Source organism: Peribacillus sp. P4_D6 (genome assembly GCF_056401795.1).
The window spans coordinates 1-16,872 of record NZ_JBFUIQ010000003.1; the positions used below are offsets into that span (position 1 = coordinate 1).

Here is a 16,872-nt window from a genome sequence, read left to right on the forward strand (position 1 = left end):
ATTGGTGTTTTTTTCCTGTAAGCCTCATAGGATTGAAGAAATTTGCGACACACCTGCCCAATMACTGGCTAGCCGAGACCCCACAGGCGCTTCTGCCTAGGAGGCTTGGCAGAAAGTCGGAGGAAAGGGAGCGGGTTTCCGAAAGGGGGGATGTGTAATGATTTCCACTCCAGGCACTCGCTTTCCGCGGGCGGTCCGGGAGCCTCCTCGGCGCTCGCCTGYGGGGTCTCCCTGGMCWCGCTTTCCCGCAGGAGTCTCGTACCTTCCGTTCCAATCAACTGAACTATTCAAATGAAAAATGCAGGCAAACTTGATTTTCATTGAGTTTGTCCACAGTCTGAAGGAATGGTAAACAAATCCATTCCTTTTTTGTGTGAATGAATTTTCTTGAAAATTACTTTACTTGGAGTGTAAAACATTAGTTTCTGTTAATATGGCTTTATCAGAAATGTGAAAATGGGGTGCAAGTATGATGGCTGGATTAATTATTAGACCTTTTATGGAAAGTGACCTTGAGGCGCTGAGTAATTATTGTTTACCTATAGAACAAGCAATCTATACTTCTTTAMCTTTAAAAGTTATCGAAGACTTCAGGAAGGATAAATATAACCTCCCCATGGTCATTTATTTAGATGAGGATTTGATTGGTTGTTTTGCCTTATATAMGGATAAAGCGGGAAATCAATATACAAGTAATGAAAATGCGATTCTACTTAAATCATTCTCCTTGGATTTGCGTCATCAAAAAAAAGGGCTAGCTTTTAAGACGTTAAAAGTGCTGCCTGATATGATCAAACTAAGTCATCCAGATAAAGATGAGATTATTCTAACGGTGCATCATTCGAATGTGCCAGCGATAAATTTGTATAAGAAAGTTGGATTCATTGACAAAGGATACAGATTTAAAGGGGAAGAAGGGGAGGAATTCATTTACCACTTTACTTTGGATTAAGGGGAATTTAGCTAACTTCTGGAATGCTTTGTCCCAATAGGAAAAGCATGTAATTAAACGACAGTATACAGTCAGCTTAAATATGATGAAGTGGTTAAACGCAAAATAAGCATCAAAACGATGCTTATTTTTTTGAAGATATTCCAAACGATATGATTAAGAATTCATGGAATCCATCCTATAATTTCTAAAATCGTCAGAAGAATCTCAAAGACAATGAGAATTACAATGATCCATTCAACGAATAGTCCCCTGATCGAATGGCTGATGTTAGAAAACCCATCCATGATGTTATATAAAATTTCGGTTTTACTTTTCAGGATTTTATACCGATCATTCAATTCAAAAAATTCAAGCATTCTATCATAAAATTCGCCGGCAATGCTGCTTGTCCATGTAATATCAGGTTTATCCAGAATCATGATATATGCCAGGGTATTGTACTCGTGACGTACGATTTTTGCCGTCGTCCTCGCTAGTTCCTTATTGCCGATTCTGAGCTTGCCTTTTTCCAGTCGGTCAATCATGGCTTCAAGCTTGTCGTGGATTTTTCCTAGTTGTTCCTCAGTCTTTTCAAGAGCCACCGATTTTGCGAGAATGGTGGATATTAATTCAGGGTAGAAAAATTCATATTTAGGAACAACTACATATTCGTCTGTCAAATTGATGTTTTCAGTTTCACTGAAGTGGAGGCTGTAATCATCCGTATATCTATCTACATTGACGAGATCAATGTCCGGCTCGAATGATTGGATAAAAGAGGAAAATGCCTTGATCTCATCCTCATGTGAGTAATTGATGAAGACGATGCTGCCAAAGGAAAAAACCAGCACCTGCTGTGATTCGTCCACATTTTTATAAAGGATGGAACGTAGAATATCGCCTTTAAGAATTAAAGGCTCTTCCCAGKTGAATTTTTTGGGGATGCCGCAATGAATGGCGATTTTGTTCAAATCGATTTCATTAGTGATTGCACATGCTTTAAAGGTAATTGCTTCCATCTATATCACTCTCTTCAGCAAATTGGTCTTTTTTCGATTCTATTCTATTCTTACAAAAACATGCTTGAATAATTCTGGAAGGTAGAAAAAAGTTAACTGACTGGTAACTAAACCAATAACCCCATTATGGATATAAAAATAATCAAGTCTAAGCTTTGGGGAAATATATAAGATGGCGCTTCCGGTAACCGGATCGTCCTTCTTTATTTTGCTTGTTTATACATACTGAAACTTTAGAAAGGCTCTTTTCGTAAAGATTGTTGTTTTTAAACGAAACTAATTAAGGTTGATTGGAGCGGAAGTGCGAGACTCCTGCGGGAGCAGCGGGAGAGGTGAGACCCCACAGGCGTTTCCGCCGAGGAGGCTCACCGCCCGCCCCGCGGAAAGCGAGCATCTKGAGGGGAAATCAACCACAACCCACTACCTGGTAAATAGCAACAAAGTATGTGAAAACAGCCTTACAAAAACATATAAAAGTTCATGAAAACTTTACTTTTATTTACAGAATTCTCACATTGATGTCAATATTCAGTAATACATGTTTGTTATAATCGGTTGACGGTTTTAAAAGTGGTTGGAAAAGGGTCTTTTAAAAATCCTTCATTTACAGATAAGTAGCTGATTGAAGATGACTGAATAGTAGGAGTGAACAAAAATGGAGGAATCTATAAATCTATATGAGCTTACATTTAGTGAAAAAGATAGATATGTGATCATTACGAATGCTTATCCACATGAAGATCAGCTATATCGGAATGGGTTTATCCACCGAAGAGTCAAGGCTTATCTGGATGAGGGTTTGAAGGTGGATGTCTTTGTTTTGCATCCTGCCTATAAAAAAGCGGAAAAGTATACGTATGAAGATGTGCCTGTTTATCGAGGAACTGAACAGCATTTGCGCATTTTCTTAAATCATAAAATACATAAAAAAGCGCTCATTCATTTTGTTAATCCAAAAATGGTACAAGCGATAAAAGAAACGAACACGGATTTACCGATTATCACCTGGATACATGGATTTGAAACGGAGGCATGGCATAGAAGATGGTTTAATTTTCTTGAAAGCCCTGAAAGCTTGAGGAAGATACTTGAAATGTCGGATGACTATTATGTGTCACAGCTTTCCTTTATGAATTGGTTTTATCAAACGAATGAATTGGATACAACCTTTGTTCATATATCCAAATGGTTCAAAGAGCATATAGCGGAATGTGATGCAAGAGCAGAATCGAAAAATTCAGTAATCATACCTAATGTCATAGATGACAATCTGTTTACCTTTATTGAAAAGCCAGCTGAAATGCGGACAAAAGTCCTTTCAATCAGGCCATACGCTTCACGAAAATACGCCAATGACCTATCGGTGAAAGCAGTGCTGGAACTATCGAAGCGACCATACTTCGATAAGTTGGAATTTGCATTTTATGGCGATGGAAAATTGTTCGATCAAACCGTTGAGCCAATCCGGGATTTTGAGAATGTAACGATTCATAAAGGTTTCCTATCTCAGGAGACAATCGCCGCATTACATAAGGAGTATGGAATTTTCCTTTGCCCGACCCGTTTGGATTCTCAAGGGGTTTCCATGTGTGAGGCAATGTCGAGTGGACTAGTGCCGATTTCAACAGATATTACGGCAATCCCGGAATTCGTTAAACATGACGTTTCTGGCCTTCTAACAAAACCTGAGTCTCCTACCGATATTGCCGATGCAATAGAGCGCTTATATTACAACTCGGACGTATTTTTAAGAGTGTCAAAACAAGCTTCTCAGTCGATTCGGGAAAAATGCGCTGTAGATGTTGTTATAAAAAGAGAATTGGAGATCATCCAAGGTTAATGGAGGGGAGTTTTTTCAATATGGACGAGCGAAACGAATATTGGAAAACGATGTATGAGGAACTCGAATTACAAATGAAAGACATGATGTCCATGACATTGGAGCTCATAGAGAGCAACGGCATGGAAAAACAAAAAACCATTGAGAAAGTTACAAAAGAAAATAATAGGCTGCGAGAAGAATTAGAAAAAAGTAAGATGGCCCAAATGGAAAATATTAAGCTTAACAAAGAAATACGAAGACTTAAGTTGTTAGAACATAAATTCAACGTTACGTATGCAGGGAAATTCACATTAAAATATCTTGCGCTTAAATCATCTATTAAAGAACAAATAAAGAAATAAAAATTCATATCAGATTTCAGTCATTGGAGTGAAAACTTTGAATTCACATGAACTAGTTGAAAACAGAAAAATGAAGGTACTTCTATTTGGCTTTATTGACATGAATTCAATGGATGGATCTGCAGTATTTTTATCTTCCTTAGCATCGACCATTGCGTTAGATTCCAACATCGAAGTTGACTTACTTTTAGCTAGTCCGGTCAAACGTGATATCTTAATTCAGCCACTTGAGAAATTTGATAATATAACCATTCTCAATCCTTTTGTAGACCCTTTTTTTAATGCCGCAGGTGATGAATGGGTAAAAAAAGGTGTCATTGATTTCGATATAGCTGAAATGCTCATTTCTCATTATTGGAGTCAAAAGGAATATGATTGGCTATTTGTCAGAAGCATTGAGACTGTTGAAAAAATCGCAAAGCATAAGCATATCATAAAGAATACATTAGTTTATGCTACAGGATTGACTCACATAGGTCAGGATGTTAATGAAGAGAAATTCGAGAGCATCAAAAATATATATGATCAGTGTGCGTATTTCTTATGTCAAACAGAAGAGATGTGCGAATTTGTCATCGAAATTCTTAATTTGAATAAAGAAAAAAACAAAGTTTCCCTGCTTACCCCGATGATACCAAACGTTGAATCAGCGGAAGGGCAGACCCGGTTAAAAAACAAGCTTGTATATACAGGGAAATTCGACCCAGATTGGAAGACCATTCCCATTATTACTGCTTTTAAAGAATTAAAACGTGAGATCCCGAATCTATCACTTGATGTGGCGGGGGATAAATTCAAATGGGTTAAAGATGATTCTCAGTTTAAGGAAGAGGCGGCATACCTCCTTAAAAATACGGATGGGCTTACATGGTACGGTGCTTTGACGAGGGAGAATGCCCAACAATTAATCGTGAATAGTGATATTGGGATAACCTGGAGAAGTGAGGAAATGGACAGCAGTCTGGAACTGTCTACAAAGCTATTGGAGTATGGGATTTTAAGGAAGGCTGTAATAATGAATCCAACCAAAATGCATATGAAGCTTTTTGGAGAAGATTACCCGTTATATGCTGTTACAGAGAAGGATTTCCGTGACGCTGTCAAATTAGCATTATGTAATAAGGATATATATGAGTTTGCGGCCCAACGAATGTATCAAGTTAGCAGGCAGTTTTTATTTTCGGAAGCAATAAAAAAACTGCAAGGACCATTATGGAGCAAGCGCATTACCGATTATGTGAATGAAAGTGCGAATATGTTTTATATTGATGAAGATGACTTTGATGAACTGATTAGGCATACATCATTAAAAAAAGTGAAAATATTGCCTGCGGAGTTTAATGTTGACGAAGTTTTCACTTATATTGTCAAAAACATACCTGAAGAAATAAAACGAGTCGAAAAACTGTTTAAACTGTCTGGGTATGGTCAAATCATTTCAGCAGAAAAAGCTGGATGTTATACATTTCTCCACATCCATAAAAGGTATGGAAACTTTGAACGAAATTTTCAAAATAACGTCCCTTATCTAAAAACGATAGGATTTGAAACCTTTGGCAATCCAAAGCTAAAACCAAAAGATGTGGAGATTTCAATCAAAGAACGGGCAGTTGTTGATAAAGAAAAATATGATATGAAAGGGAAAAATAAAGAATTAGCTAAAGAAGTAAAGCAATTAAAAAAACTGAACAAAGTTCAACTTAAACAAATTACTAAGCTAGAAAAACAAAATCAAGCACTTGGACGTAAATATGATTCACTTTCGAAGTCGAAAATGGGTAAAATGACATTCAAGTATTGGGATTTAAGAAAAAGGCTTAACTTTTAATAAGAAGGTAAGCCTGCAATAGAATGGTAGACACTTCTTAACTCTATATCAGTCAAAGAAAAGCTCCTGAATGCTTCTGGCTTACAGGGGCCTTTGTCAATTATATCGAGTAAAAGGAGCAGGGATTCTTGCAAACTTTTTATGTGTGTTTTCGATTAAAGCTGCATCAGGTTATTATTCTATGAAAATTAAAACTTGGTAGTAAGCTCAATAAAGAATCATGGAATTTAAAAAAACTACCCTTTCAGCATGTATCCTAATAGACCCCTTAATCATTAATGGTGTTATAATATTCTGAAAAAGGGGGAGAGATGATGGAGGAGAATGTGCTAAAAGCGATTCAAGATGATTATCCAGATGCATTTGCATGGTGTTATGGTTGCGGTCGCTTGAACAAAGATGGTCATCATTTTCGAACAGGTTGGCAAGACGAGCAAACAAGGACTATCTATATACCACGTCCAGAGCATATTGCAATTCCAGGATTTGTTTATGGCGGCTTGATTGCCTCTTTAATTGATTGTCACGGAACAGGTTCCGCTGCATTGGCTTTACACCGTAAAAACGGTCATGAAGTTGGAGATGGAGTGGAACCACCCAGGTTCGTGACTGCGTCACTGAATGTGGAGTTCGTAAAGCCAACCCCAAATGATGTGCCATTAATGGCCATTGGGACGATTCATGAAATTCACCCTAAGAAATGGAGAATCGAAACAGAGGTATTTGCACTCGATAAACTTTGCGCCCGTGGAGAGGTAATCGCTGTGGTGATGCCAAGTACTTTTACAAGTAAAGAGTGATCTTTATTAATGTAAACGCATCGATTCCGGAATTAGATGTACTATCAAAGGGCCGTCCAATTATTTGGACGGTTATTTAGTGTATCTGAGTATCCATTTCAAGCATGTTATCGTAATAAAGGGGCATGTAGCTGGAAATTACAAGCCAAATATTAAGATATTAATATACTTACATTATAAGCAAAGGGAGGTTGCATGGATGAAAATAAACGTAGAGATAGATGAGGAGATCAAGGCGATAGAGGTGCTTATCCGCAATCATGAATGGAATGAGGAAGTGCAGGAATTGATGGTATGCTTGAAGGAGAGAAAAAGACCGTATTTTGTCGGCAGAAAAGGAGAAATGCAGCATGTTTTCCGGGCAGAAGAAATCATCTGTTTGTTCATCTGGACCGCTTTCTATCTCTACTTTCGCTTCCAAGTGAAAATAATGAATGAAGGAATTGATAAAAGAAGGGATTGAGAAGGATCGGCACAGAGGATTGATCAACCGAGTAAATTGGAAGGGGGCATCGGGCTTCTACTGGAGAGTTTGGAGCGAATACTCTTTAGTTTGGTGCTTTTACAGGCGAGTTTGGAGCGAATACTCGTTAGTTTGATGCTTTTACTCGTGAATTTGATGTTTTTACTCGTGAGTTTGGAGCGAATACTCGTGAGTTTGGAGCGAATACTCGTGAGTTTGGAGCGAATACTCGTGAATTTGATGTTTTTACTCGTGAGTTTGGAGCGAATACTCGTGAAACACAGAAACGAACATGCTTTTTTTCATTGTCATTACGATGCATCTTGAATTCAAAGAAGAGTTCGTTGTATTGACCTGCCAGCTTCATGATACTTTTATGAACTGATTTAGGTTCAATTGTAAAAGCTGCAAAACGGTGATTTAACTCCATTGTGAGGGCCATAAAGAATAATGGGAACAGATGCCATGAATCCTCTGGAATTTCGATGAAAGCCCTTATACCTGCTCGATCTACAGTCATTTCATTTTATTTTTCCTGAGGTATTCATCCTTGCCTTGGAATGTAAATAAAGAGACACCACTTCCTGTTGTATCGGAGTCTCTTAATATTTTATCAATTTTGTATCATTATCATTTCATCGTAGATTAAGTTTTGTCTAATCTCAGTTGCTGTTTGTATGGATATTTGCTCATCTTCAACCATTTGCGCAATGATATCACGTTCGATTTGCATCGCATTCAACTGAAATTGACTTACCATCTCTTCAAAGCGTTTTGCTTCTTTTTCACTTAATGTTCCGAACGGATTCAAATAACGATTATATCTTTGGATGACAAGCATGACTTCATGGCGGTTTTCAGGTGCAGTTTGTTGTTTGATCAATAAAATGGCTTCCTTTGAAGCTTCTTTTTGTGCTTTACGAAACTCCCTGATCAGGTCCGCATTTTTAACGATGGAGTCCTCTAATTTCGCTTCCCATTTCTTATCCCATTTGACATTGATCTTTTTCTTGAAAAGAATAGCCTGCAAATTGATCCAAGCCCTTTTCATGGAGGATTTTTGCATATAATTCGAGGTTCTTGAAAGATACACTTTATATAGTTCAAAGGCTGTTTCAGATATAGTCCCTTTTTCGACTAATCCAGAAACGACTTCCAATTCCTTATTGGCTCCTAGCTCCACTAATTCGCGTATTGTCCGATCATCCGGTCGATTCGTTATTCCCCGTTCCAAATCTATCAGTTGTTCATTTAAATCTTCCATTACTTGATGGACCGCTTTCTGATTCTCGATGGTTGCTTCTTTGCTCAGTTGATTGATCGTTTTATTTAAAACAATTTTATAAGCCTCCTCAGAGGTTAGCCGCTCATCTTTGAATTCAATCGGTGTCTTTACCAGTAATGGCAAGAGAACCGTAGCCAAGGTGACGCTTAACAATATAACGCAAGCTGCGATAAACAAGACTGTATTACGCATCGGGAATAAAGTGTCATCCCGCATGAAATATGGTATGGATAAAGCTGTAGCTAATGTAATGGTTCCATGAATGCCGCAAACGGATGTCAAAAATGCAAATCGGGATCTTGAAACATTCTCCTCATCGGTGTCATTGCTATCTTCTGGATGAACCCTGGACATAATGAATTGCTCTAATGGATTCACTCTGTTTTTCGTAAAAGTATCATGCAGGATGTATACCCATATAAAACGTATCACCAATAATAAAAGAACGATCAAGACACTTATCCCAAAAAGAATGCCCCTATTTAAGTTGGACTCAATTTCCTGATAAACACTCGGCAACATAAATCCTAACAAAGCAAATACAAGTCCATTCAAGACATAACCTAATACAGACCATGTATTAGTTGATACAATTTGCAATTTAGTCGTGGAACTCTGAAGGCGATCCCGCTCGATGCCATGAATGACACCTGCAGCAACCACTGCCAAGATTCCGGAAACATGGAATTCTTCAGCTGCCATATAGATGGCAAAAGGCGTAATTAGTTCAATGACAATAGACATTGGGATTTCTTCAAGTCCATGAACTCGTAAAAATAATCGTAATTTAACGATTAAATAGCCCAATAGGATCCCTATAAAGATGCCGCCTAAAGCTACAAATATAAAATTAAGCGAGGCATCTTTTATAGAAAACACTCCAGTTAAGGCAGCTGCCAGGGCAACTTTAAAAGCGACGATTCCAGCAGCATCATTGAAAAGTGATTCACCCTCAAGGATGGGCATCATGTTTCCAGGCAATTTCAATCCTTTTGTAATCGATTGTACCGCTACCGCATCCGTAGGAGTAATTGTTGCGGCTAAAGCAAAAGCCACAGCCATCGGCATATCAGGTATTAACCAGTGGATGAAAAAGCCTCCTGCAAAAACCGTCACAAATACTAACCCAAAGGCTAATAACAGAATAGGCTTACGCAATTCTAGCATTTCTTTACGAGACGTATTTTTTCCTTCTGTAAAAAGCAGCGGAGCAATGACACAGATCATAAATAATTCTGAATGAAAATCAAATGATAATTGAAATGGTAATAATGAGAACACTGCTCCCATGGATATTTGATATATCGGAAGTGGGATACGAGGCCATATAGCATTTAATATTGTAGCGATTATTGTGGACACCAATAATCCGAGCAATGTGATTAAGAATGACATAGAATCTCCCTTATCTTCTAATGTTTTAGTCTGATTGCCCATGCAATATAAAAAAGGTATTTAAAACAATATCCTTTCTTTAAAAAAGTAACCCCTACTTTATGGTCCTGTGTAGCTTATTCAAAAAACAATACTTCGCCAGAGACAGTATTTTCGACAATAGCCTCGGTTTTTGATATACCCCTTAGTTATTAATTACAAACAGGATATCACAAGAGTTTACGGTTTATTCAAAATTAACTTATGACATGGCTTTTCCATGAAAATTAGTTCATGTCGGAAACAGGATTTTCTGTATAAAATACCCTTAATGAAGAAACATAGAAAAATGGAGTTAGAGCGACCTGCAAAAAAATGGGGGGATTCAGCTTGATTCGTAATGTGGGCAAATTGTTAAGAAAAAAGAAAGAAAAAAAATCCCTGATGCAAAATGATTACCTGGATTCAAAGCCTTCAGATTCACTTGTTGTGAATTTCAATCAAAATGTAGAAACACTTCGTTCTGTTTATGATAATTGCTCGGATGTCATGTTCCGCTCGTTCTTACTTTTCGGAAAGACGCGGGCGATGCTCATTTACATTGCGGGACTCTCAGACATCGAGGCGATAGAGCAATATGTGCTATCTCCACTCATGCAGGAGTCATCAAAAGAACCACAACCATTAAATGAGTTTATTGAACATAAAATGCCCGTTCCTAAAGTGGTAAAAGTGAATATGGTGGCGGATTGCATTGAATCGATTTCCTCTGGAAACCCAATCCTTCTATATGAAGGGGAAAGTGATGGATTTTCTTTAGGATTGTCCAAATGGGAAAAGCGGGCCATTGAAGAACCTGTGGCAGAGGGAGGGGTTAGGGGATCACGAGAGGGGTTTATTGAATCTCTAGAGGTAAATACGTCCCAATTGCGACGTATTATTAAAAGTCCTGCCCTTAAAATACAATCGATGAAGATCGGAACTCTTACCAGGACGAATGTTTCGATTGCTTATATTGATGGCCTTGCGGATAAAACACTGATTGAAGAGATTACAGCTCGGTTGGAACGAATTAAAATAGACGGAATTTTAGAAAGCGAGTACATCGAGGAAATGATCGAGGACAATCCGTTTTCACCTTTCCCTCAGATCATGTCGACAGAACGGCCTGATGTAGCCTGTGCCAGTTTGCTGGAGGGACGAGCTGTCATTCTTGTTGAAGGAACCCCTTTTACATTAATTGCACCAATAACCTTCTTTTCTTTGATTCAATCACAAGAGGATTATGCTCAACGTTTTTGGGCAGGCACTTTTATCCGTTGGTTACGATATTTTTTTATGGGATTATCCCTTTTGCTTCCATCACTTTATGTTGCTATTTTGACATTCCATCATGAGGCGGTCCCAACCGCACTCCTGTTAAGCGTAGCGGCATCCCGGGAATCGGTCCCTTTTCCTGCAATTGTAGAGGCATTGGCTATGGAAATTACGTTTGAAGCACTAAGAGAGGCAGGGGTTCGATTGCCGAAGCAGGTAGGTTCCGCTGTCAGCATTGTTGGAGCGCTAGTTATTGGTCAAGCTTCCGTACAAGCGGGATTGGTTTCAGCCCCAATGGTCATTGTGGTTGCAATTACGGGAATCGCTTCTTTTATGATGCCTCGCTATATTGCCGGAATTGCTTTCCGGATGCTGCGTTTCCCAATGATGCTGCTTGCCGGTACCTTAGGACTGCTTGGCATCATGATGGGAATCATCGCCATAGTCATTCACTTATGCAGCTTACGGTCCTTTGGAGTTCCATACTTAGCGCCACTGGCGCCGTTAAAAGGTCAAGAGCTGAAAGATGTGCTGTGGAGAGCTCCTTGGTGGAGGATGGATACACGCCCGCGTCTCACAGGGGATTCTAATGTATACCGTCAAGCCCCGGAACAGAGTCCAAATCCAAAAAGGGGGAGTGAAACGGAGTGAATAATGGCTGGAGGCGAAAAAGCATATTGGAGAAAGGAAAGAGGCGTCATTTCATGAAAAACGTCCTTCTTTTGCTCGTTATTTGTGGAACGACCCCTTTTCTAAGCGGTTGTTGGGATCGAATAGAAATCACTGATTTGGCGATTGTCACAGCAGCCGCCATCGATAAGAAGGGTAATAATCAAATCGAACTATCCGTCCAAGTCTTTATTCCAAGTTCAATAAGCAGTGGAGGCGGTCAAGGAGGGAGCAGTCAAGGGGGAGGTGGGGTTACGACAATGGTGAGAAATGAAAAAGGCTCCAATATTTCAGATGCATTGTCTAAGCTTCAAAGCAAGCTTCCGCGAAAAGTATTTTGGGGACATTGTAAAGTTTTTGTATTCGGTGAAAAGTTAGCGAAGGAAGGAATCCAAGAGCAGCTGGATTTTTTGCTGCGCCATCCTCAGCCAAGAGAGAAAGCAAATGTGTATGTCAGCAAAGGGGAAGCAAAGCCTATTCTTGAATCTTTGCCACCCCTGGAAAACTATTCAGGGGAAGTACTTAGAGAACTATCTGATTTACATATTGGGATGCTGGTCACACTACAGGATTTGGATGAAATGTTAACCGGCACGCCTCGAGCTGCCGCACTTCCAATCGTTAAAATTTTACCACCAGCGAAAGGGCAAACGAAATTACAGGGAATTCCTTACATTTTCGGAACGGCCGTGTTCAAAAAAGATAAAATGACTGGAACGATGACTGAAAAGGAAACTAGAGGGCTATTGTGGTTAAGGGATGAAGTGGAATCATACACCGTGACCTTCCAACCCAAAGGGGTGAAAGGGAAGATATCTTTAAGTCCAGTGTCAGCCAAAGTCAAGATTATCCCGCAAATTACCAATGATAAATGGAAATTGTTGGTGAAAATAAATACGGATGGAGCTGTTATACAAAATGGAACGAATTTAAACCTTTCAAATCCTAAGTCTCTAAAAGCAGCAGAACGAGCATATCAAACAGATATAGAAAATCGCATTAGGATGGCTTTTCTGCATATTCAGCATAAGAAATCGGACATTTTAGGATTGGGTAAAGATTTCTATCGGAAATATCCTAAACAGTTTAATAAGGTAGATAACCACTGGGATGAGATATTCGCGGAAATAGAAGTGGAAGTCGATGTTGCGGCCCATATTCGAAGACAGGGCTATATAAACAAACCGGCGGGGTTGTCTGAAAATGAGGTGAAGGACAAGTGAGATGGGGGGCTTTTATTTGTACAACCGTGATCGTAGCTTTAATCATTTTGTATGAATGGCCGAAAATGAAACAAAATCCTAAAAAAGATAAAGTGGCATTTCTTACACTGCTCCTCACTGGCTTGGTTCTATCCATGTTCAATCTCCCACAGATGTCAGGGCCAACTCAATGGGTGGAAACTCTTTTTAGGCCATTTGGAGAGTTTATGGAAAAGTGAGTCAATTAGTGGGTGTTGCGGGATTAATTTCATTCTATTAAGAAAGGAGGAAGCAGATGGAGAAAGGGAAAATTTCATCTCTGCAGATGGCATTCATGTTGTATCCGGCGATTGTGGCAACGGCTATTCTCGGGGTTCCCAGCATCACAGCCAAATATGCCAAAACTGATTTATGGTTGTCCCCCATTTTTGCTGCGCTCATAGGATATCTGACGGTGTATATCGCTTATAAACTGCACCAACTTTATCCAAAACAGACGGTGATCCAATTCACTGAAAAGATCATTGGTCGGATTCCGGGGAAAATTTTCGGTTTTTTACTCTTGTTTTTTTATATCCAGAACACGGGGCTAATCGTTAGAGGCTACGCAGAATTTGTTGTGGGCTCTTTTCTGGTACGTACCCCGATTAGTGTGATCATGGCATCGATGGTGCTTCTATGTGCGTTCATCGTACGAGGGGGGATAGAAGTGTTGGGGCGGGCTGCCCAATTGTTTGTACCTGTTTTCATTTTTCCAATCTTTATCTTAATCATTTTACTGATTCCTGATCTTGAATTCAAGAATATATTCCCGGTATTGGCGGATGGTATAATGCCCCCTATCAAGGGTTCGATTGTACCGGGTGGCTGGTTCAGCGAGTTTTTCCTGATGATTTTTCTTCTTCCTTTTTTGGTAGATATGAAAAAAGGGATGAAGTCCGGTATGATGACTGTGTTTGCCGTGATGATGACGTTAATTGTGGTGAATCTTACGGTTCTTTTTGTACTTGGGTCAACAACATCCACAAAGCTTTACCCCTTGATGAATGCATCTCGATACATCAGTTTTGCCGACTTTTTTGAACATGTAGAATCCGTCGCCATGGCGGTATGGATAGTGGGGGCGTTTGTGAAAATTTCCGTTTTTTATTATGTATCTGCTTTAGGTACAGCGCAGTGGCTGAATCTCTCCGACTACCGACCTGTTGTATGGCCGATAGGGATTTTGATTGTCATATTCAGTTTGTGGTCGCTGCCTAGCTCTGTGGATGTCAGTCGTAATGATATCAACGTCTTTCCGTTACAAGGAATGTTGATGCAAACGATTATTCCTCTGTTATTGTTGTTGATTGCTGTTGTAAGGAAAAGAAATCGTAAAGGAACCGAAACCAGCCGAATGGATTGAAACTCTTTTTTAAGCCGATTGAAGAGTTTATGAAAAAGTAAAACGATCAGTGGGCTTTGTGATTTCAAATTTTCATACTATCAAGGAAAGGAGGAAGATGATGGAGAAAGGAAAAATTTCATCTTTACAAATGGCATTCATGTTGTATCCAACGATTGTGGCAACGGCTGTTCTCGGTGTTCCAAGCATCACAGCGAAATATGCTAAAACTGATTTATGGCTTTCCCCCATTTTGGCGTCCCTCATCGGGTATGCGACGGTGTATATCACTTATAAACTTCACAAACTTTATCCGAAACAAACGGTTATCCAATTCAGTGAACAGATAATTGGCCGGATTCCGGGGAAAATTCTCGGTTTTTTATTCTTGTTTTTTTATATCCCGATCACAGGGCAGATCCTAAGAAGTTACGGGGAATTCATTGTCGACTCTTTTCTGGTCAAAACCCCGATTAGCGTGATCATGGCATTGATGGTACTCCTTTGTGCCTTTATCGTACGCGGAGGGATAGAGGTGATGGGGAGAGCTGCCCAATTGTTGGTTCCCGTTTTTATCTTTCCAATCCTAATTTTAATCGCCCTCCTGGGCCCTGATCTTGAATTTAAGAATATATTCCCGATATTGGGGAATGGAATTATGCCTCCAATCAAGGGCTCGATTGTACCGGGTGGATGGTTCAGCGAGTTTTTTCTGATGATTTTTCTCCTCCCTTTTTTAACCGATATGAAAAAAGGGATGAAATCCGGGATGATGTCTGTTTTTGCCGTGATGATTACGTTAATTGTGGTGAATCTTATGGTTCTTTTTATACTCGGGTCAACAACATCAACAAAGAATTATCCCGTGATGAATGTATCTCGGTACATCAGTTTGGCCGACTTTTTTGAACATCTGGAGTCCGCCATCATGGCCGTATGGATAGTAGGAGCGTTTGTGAAAATTTCCGTGTTTTATTATGCGGCTGCTTTGGGTACCTCGCAGTGGCTGAATCTCTCCGACTATCGTCCTGTTGTATGGCCGATAGGGATTTTGATTGTAGAATTCAGCTTTTGGTCGTATCCCAGCTCCATGGATGTCAGTCGATATGATATCGTCGCCTTCCCTTTTCATGGAGTTTTGATGCAAACGATTATTCCTCTGTTATTGTTGGTGATTGCTATGATCCGTAAAAGAAATAGACAGAGAAAGGGAAGCAAATCAAGCTAAGCTTTTCTGCCGATTTTTTGATATTTAATTTAAAAGGAGCTCTATCTTAATGTTAAAACAAAGTTGATTGAAAGGTATGAGACCCCTGCTTAGAAAAGCGCTTCCATGGGAGAACCCGCAGACGCAATGGCGCCGAGGGCCCTACGTTCCAATCAACGGCCAAATTTAAAAACTTATAAAATGTAGAAAGACTCAATTATTATGGAGTTTGTCTACAGTCTGCAACCATTCCGTTTCCGAATGGTTTTTTTGCTGCGGGTTGAGAAAACTGGAAATCATCAGATGTACTTTGCAGCAAGTTAAAAAATAATTAATGATTTTTTTCAAACCGTTTGGAAGTTTGTCCCGTTATCTATAGTACAAAGGCTTTTTAGAAGGGGGAGAAGAAAGACTTGAAAAAGGTCATTTTTGTAGGGTGGATATCATTGATGCTAGTACTGTTAGGATTTTCACCGGAAATGGGTTCGAATCGGGGGCAAGCTGTCAACGATGTCGTAAAAGTTTACGGTCCAGGTGGCMCTCTTGGACCTATCAAGGAAGTGGCGGAACGATTCACCAAAGAAACGGGGATAAAAGTTGAAGTAACAGCGGGACCCGAAGAAAAATGGATTGATCAAGCCAAACAGGATGCGGATATCATATACGGGGGGTCCGAGTATATGCTAACAGAATTCATGCATGATCATCCGGAGGTCCTTGATGGAAAAAACCGTACAGAATTGTATGCACGGTCAGCTGGAATTCTGGTTAGAAAAGGAAACCCAAAGGATATCCAGTCATTGGAGGATTTAACGAAGAAGGGCGTAAAGATTGTGGATGTTAATGGAGCCGGGCAACTGGGGCTATGGGAAGATTTAGCTGGAAGAAAAGGATTGATTCCTGGAATTAGCAGGAATATTGACATTTCAGTGAAGTCCAGTGCAGAAGCTATTAATTTATGGAAGGCGAATTCTAAATTGGACGCCTGGATTACATATGAATCCTGGCATTACCGTCTGGCGGATGTGACGGACCTGGTTCAACTCCCTGAGGAAGACAAGCTCTATAGAGGGACCCCGGTAAGCATAACAAGTAAGAGTGGAAACAAGAGAAGGGCAAAACAATTCATTGCTTATCTTAAAACGGAAGAATCCCATCAAGTGTTTCAAAAATGGGGATGGAAGTAAAATTTATGAGGAGTGAGAG

The 16,872-nt window shown here is 39.6% G+C and carries 15 protein-coding genes; 12 read left to right on the plus strand and 3 right to left on the minus strand.

All coding sequences use genetic code 11. The features are described 5' to 3' along the window. The first annotated feature begins 469 nt into the window (after positions 1–469). Positions 470–952: a GNAT family N-acetyltransferase gene (locus AC1DVB_RS02405; protein WP_477588053.1), complete on the plus strand. Its 483-nt coding sequence runs from the start codon at positions 470–472 to the stop codon at positions 950–952. Between the two features lie 164 nt (positions 953–1,116). Here the strand turns inward: AC1DVB_RS02405 and AC1DVB_RS02410 are convergent, their stop codons facing one another. Continuing rightward, positions 1,117–1,953: an RMD1 family protein gene (locus AC1DVB_RS02410; protein WP_477588055.1), complete on the minus strand. Its 837-nt coding sequence runs from the start codon at positions 1,951–1,953 to the stop codon at positions 1,117–1,119. Between the two features lie 655 nt (positions 1,954–2,608). On the opposite strand from AC1DVB_RS02410, the gene AC1DVB_RS02415 reads away from it, so the two are divergent. The 5 genes from AC1DVB_RS02415 to AC1DVB_RS02435 all read left to right on the plus strand — a co-directional run bounded on the left by AC1DVB_RS02415 (position 2,609) and on the right by AC1DVB_RS02435 (position 7,228). Beyond that, positions 2,609–3,793: a glycosyltransferase family 4 protein gene (locus AC1DVB_RS02415; protein WP_328097761.1), complete on the plus strand. Its 1,185-nt coding sequence runs from the start codon at positions 2,609–2,611 to the stop codon at positions 3,791–3,793. A 20-nt stretch (positions 3,794–3,813) separates the two neighbouring features. Continuing rightward, positions 3,814–4,137, plus strand: coding sequence for a hypothetical protein (locus AC1DVB_RS02420; protein WP_134402175.1), 324 nt, complete (start codon positions 3,814–3,816; stop codon positions 4,135–4,137). Positions 4,138–4,174: 37 nt separating this feature from the next. Then, positions 4,175–5,965, plus strand: coding sequence for a glycosyltransferase (locus AC1DVB_RS02425; protein ID WP_328097762.1), 1,791 nt, complete (start codon positions 4,175–4,177; stop codon positions 5,963–5,965). A 314-nt stretch (positions 5,966–6,279) separates the two neighbouring features. Then, entirely contained in the window at positions 6,280–6,765 is a 486-nt protein-coding gene (locus AC1DVB_RS02430) for a PaaI family thioesterase (RefSeq protein WP_057275565.1), read from the plus strand. Between the two features lie 199 nt (positions 6,766–6,964). Next, positions 6,965–7,228: a hypothetical protein gene (locus AC1DVB_RS02435; RefSeq protein ID WP_057275566.1), complete on the plus strand. Its 264-nt coding sequence runs from the start codon at positions 6,965–6,967 to the stop codon at positions 7,226–7,228. A 127-nt stretch (positions 7,229–7,355) separates the two neighbouring features. Here AC1DVB_RS02435 and AC1DVB_RS02440 read toward each other — a convergent pair whose 3' ends face one another. Then, positions 7,356–7,748: a hypothetical protein gene (locus tag AC1DVB_RS02440; RefSeq protein ID WP_477588059.1), complete on the minus strand. Its 393-nt coding sequence runs from the start codon at positions 7,746–7,748 to the stop codon at positions 7,356–7,358. A 93-nt stretch (positions 7,749–7,841) separates the two neighbouring features. Beyond that, positions 7,842–9,908 (minus strand): Na+/H+ antiporter, encoded by a 2,067-nt coding sequence (locus tag AC1DVB_RS02445; protein WP_454862163.1) that lies wholly within the window; start codon positions 9,906–9,908, stop codon positions 7,842–7,844. Positions 9,909–10,331: 423 nt separating this feature from the next. On the opposite strand from AC1DVB_RS02445, the gene AC1DVB_RS02450 reads away from it, so the two are divergent. The 6 genes from AC1DVB_RS02450 (at position 10,332) to AC1DVB_RS02475 (ending at position 16,853) form a co-directional block, all read left to right on the plus strand. Further along, positions 10,332–11,855, plus strand: a complete 1,524-nt coding sequence (locus AC1DVB_RS02450; protein WP_477588111.1) for a spore germination protein — start codon at positions 10,332–10,334, stop codon at positions 11,853–11,855. A 53-nt stretch (positions 11,856–11,908) separates the two neighbouring features. Next, entirely contained in the window at positions 11,909–13,096 is a 1,188-nt protein-coding gene (locus AC1DVB_RS02455; protein ID WP_477588061.1) for a Ger(x)C family spore germination protein, read from the plus strand. Further along, on the plus strand, positions 13,093–13,314 hold the full coding sequence (locus tag AC1DVB_RS02460; protein WP_057275568.1) for a hypothetical protein: 222 nt from the start codon (positions 13,093–13,095) through the stop codon (positions 13,312–13,314). Before AC1DVB_RS02455 ends, AC1DVB_RS02460 begins: the two co-directional genes overlap by 4 nt. 56 nt (positions 13,315–13,370) lie before the next feature. Next, a complete protein-coding gene (locus tag AC1DVB_RS02465) occupies positions 13,371–14,480 on the plus strand; it encodes a GerAB/ArcD/ProY family transporter (RefSeq protein ID WP_430755612.1) in 1,110 nt (369 codons plus the stop codon). A 100-nt stretch (positions 14,481–14,580) separates the two neighbouring features. Next, a complete protein-coding gene (locus AC1DVB_RS02470; RefSeq protein WP_477588062.1) occupies positions 14,581–15,687 on the plus strand; it encodes a GerAB/ArcD/ProY family transporter in 1,107 nt (368 codons plus the stop codon). A gap of 428 nt (positions 15,688–16,115) precedes the next feature. Continuing rightward, positions 16,116–16,853, plus strand: a complete 738-nt coding sequence (locus AC1DVB_RS02475; protein WP_477588113.1) for an extracellular solute-binding protein — start codon at positions 16,116–16,118, stop codon at positions 16,851–16,853. Positions 16,854–16,872 lie beyond the last annotated feature (19 nt).

Excerpts from the sequence above, each read along its gene's own strand:
- AC1DVB_RS02435 (WP_057275566.1), top strand. The coding sequence starts at position 6,965 with ATGAAAATAAACGTAGAGATAGATGAGGAGATCAAGGCGATAGAGGTG.
- AC1DVB_RS02455 (WP_477588061.1), top strand. The coding sequence starts at position 11,909 with ATGAAAAACGTCCTTCTTTTGCTCGTTATTTGTGGAACGACCCCTTTT.
- AC1DVB_RS02420 (WP_134402175.1), top strand. The coding sequence starts at position 3,814 with ATGGACGAGCGAAACGAATATTGGAAAACGATGTATGAGGAACTCGAA.
- AC1DVB_RS02430 (WP_057275565.1), top strand. The coding sequence starts at position 6,280 with ATGGAGGAGAATGTGCTAAAAGCGATTCAAGATGATTATCCAGATGCA.
- AC1DVB_RS02465 (WP_430755612.1), top strand. The coding sequence starts at position 13,371 with ATGGAGAAAGGGAAAATTTCATCTCTGCAGATGGCATTCATGTTGTAT.
- AC1DVB_RS02445 (WP_454862163.1), bottom strand. The coding sequence starts at position 9,908 with ATGTCATTCTTAATCACATTGCTCGGATTATTGGTGTCCACAATAATC.
- AC1DVB_RS02450 (WP_477588111.1), top strand. The coding sequence starts at position 10,332 with ATGCAAAATGATTACCTGGATTCAAAGCCTTCAGATTCACTTGTTGTG.
- AC1DVB_RS02470 (WP_477588062.1), top strand. The coding sequence starts at position 14,581 with ATGGAGAAAGGAAAAATTTCATCTTTACAAATGGCATTCATGTTGTAT.
- AC1DVB_RS02415 (WP_328097761.1), top strand. The coding sequence starts at position 2,609 with ATGGAGGAATCTATAAATCTATATGAGCTTACATTTAGTGAAAAAGAT.
- AC1DVB_RS02440 (WP_477588059.1), bottom strand. The coding sequence starts at position 7,748 with ATGACTGTAGATCGAGCAGGTATAAGGGCTTTCATCGAAATTCCAGAG.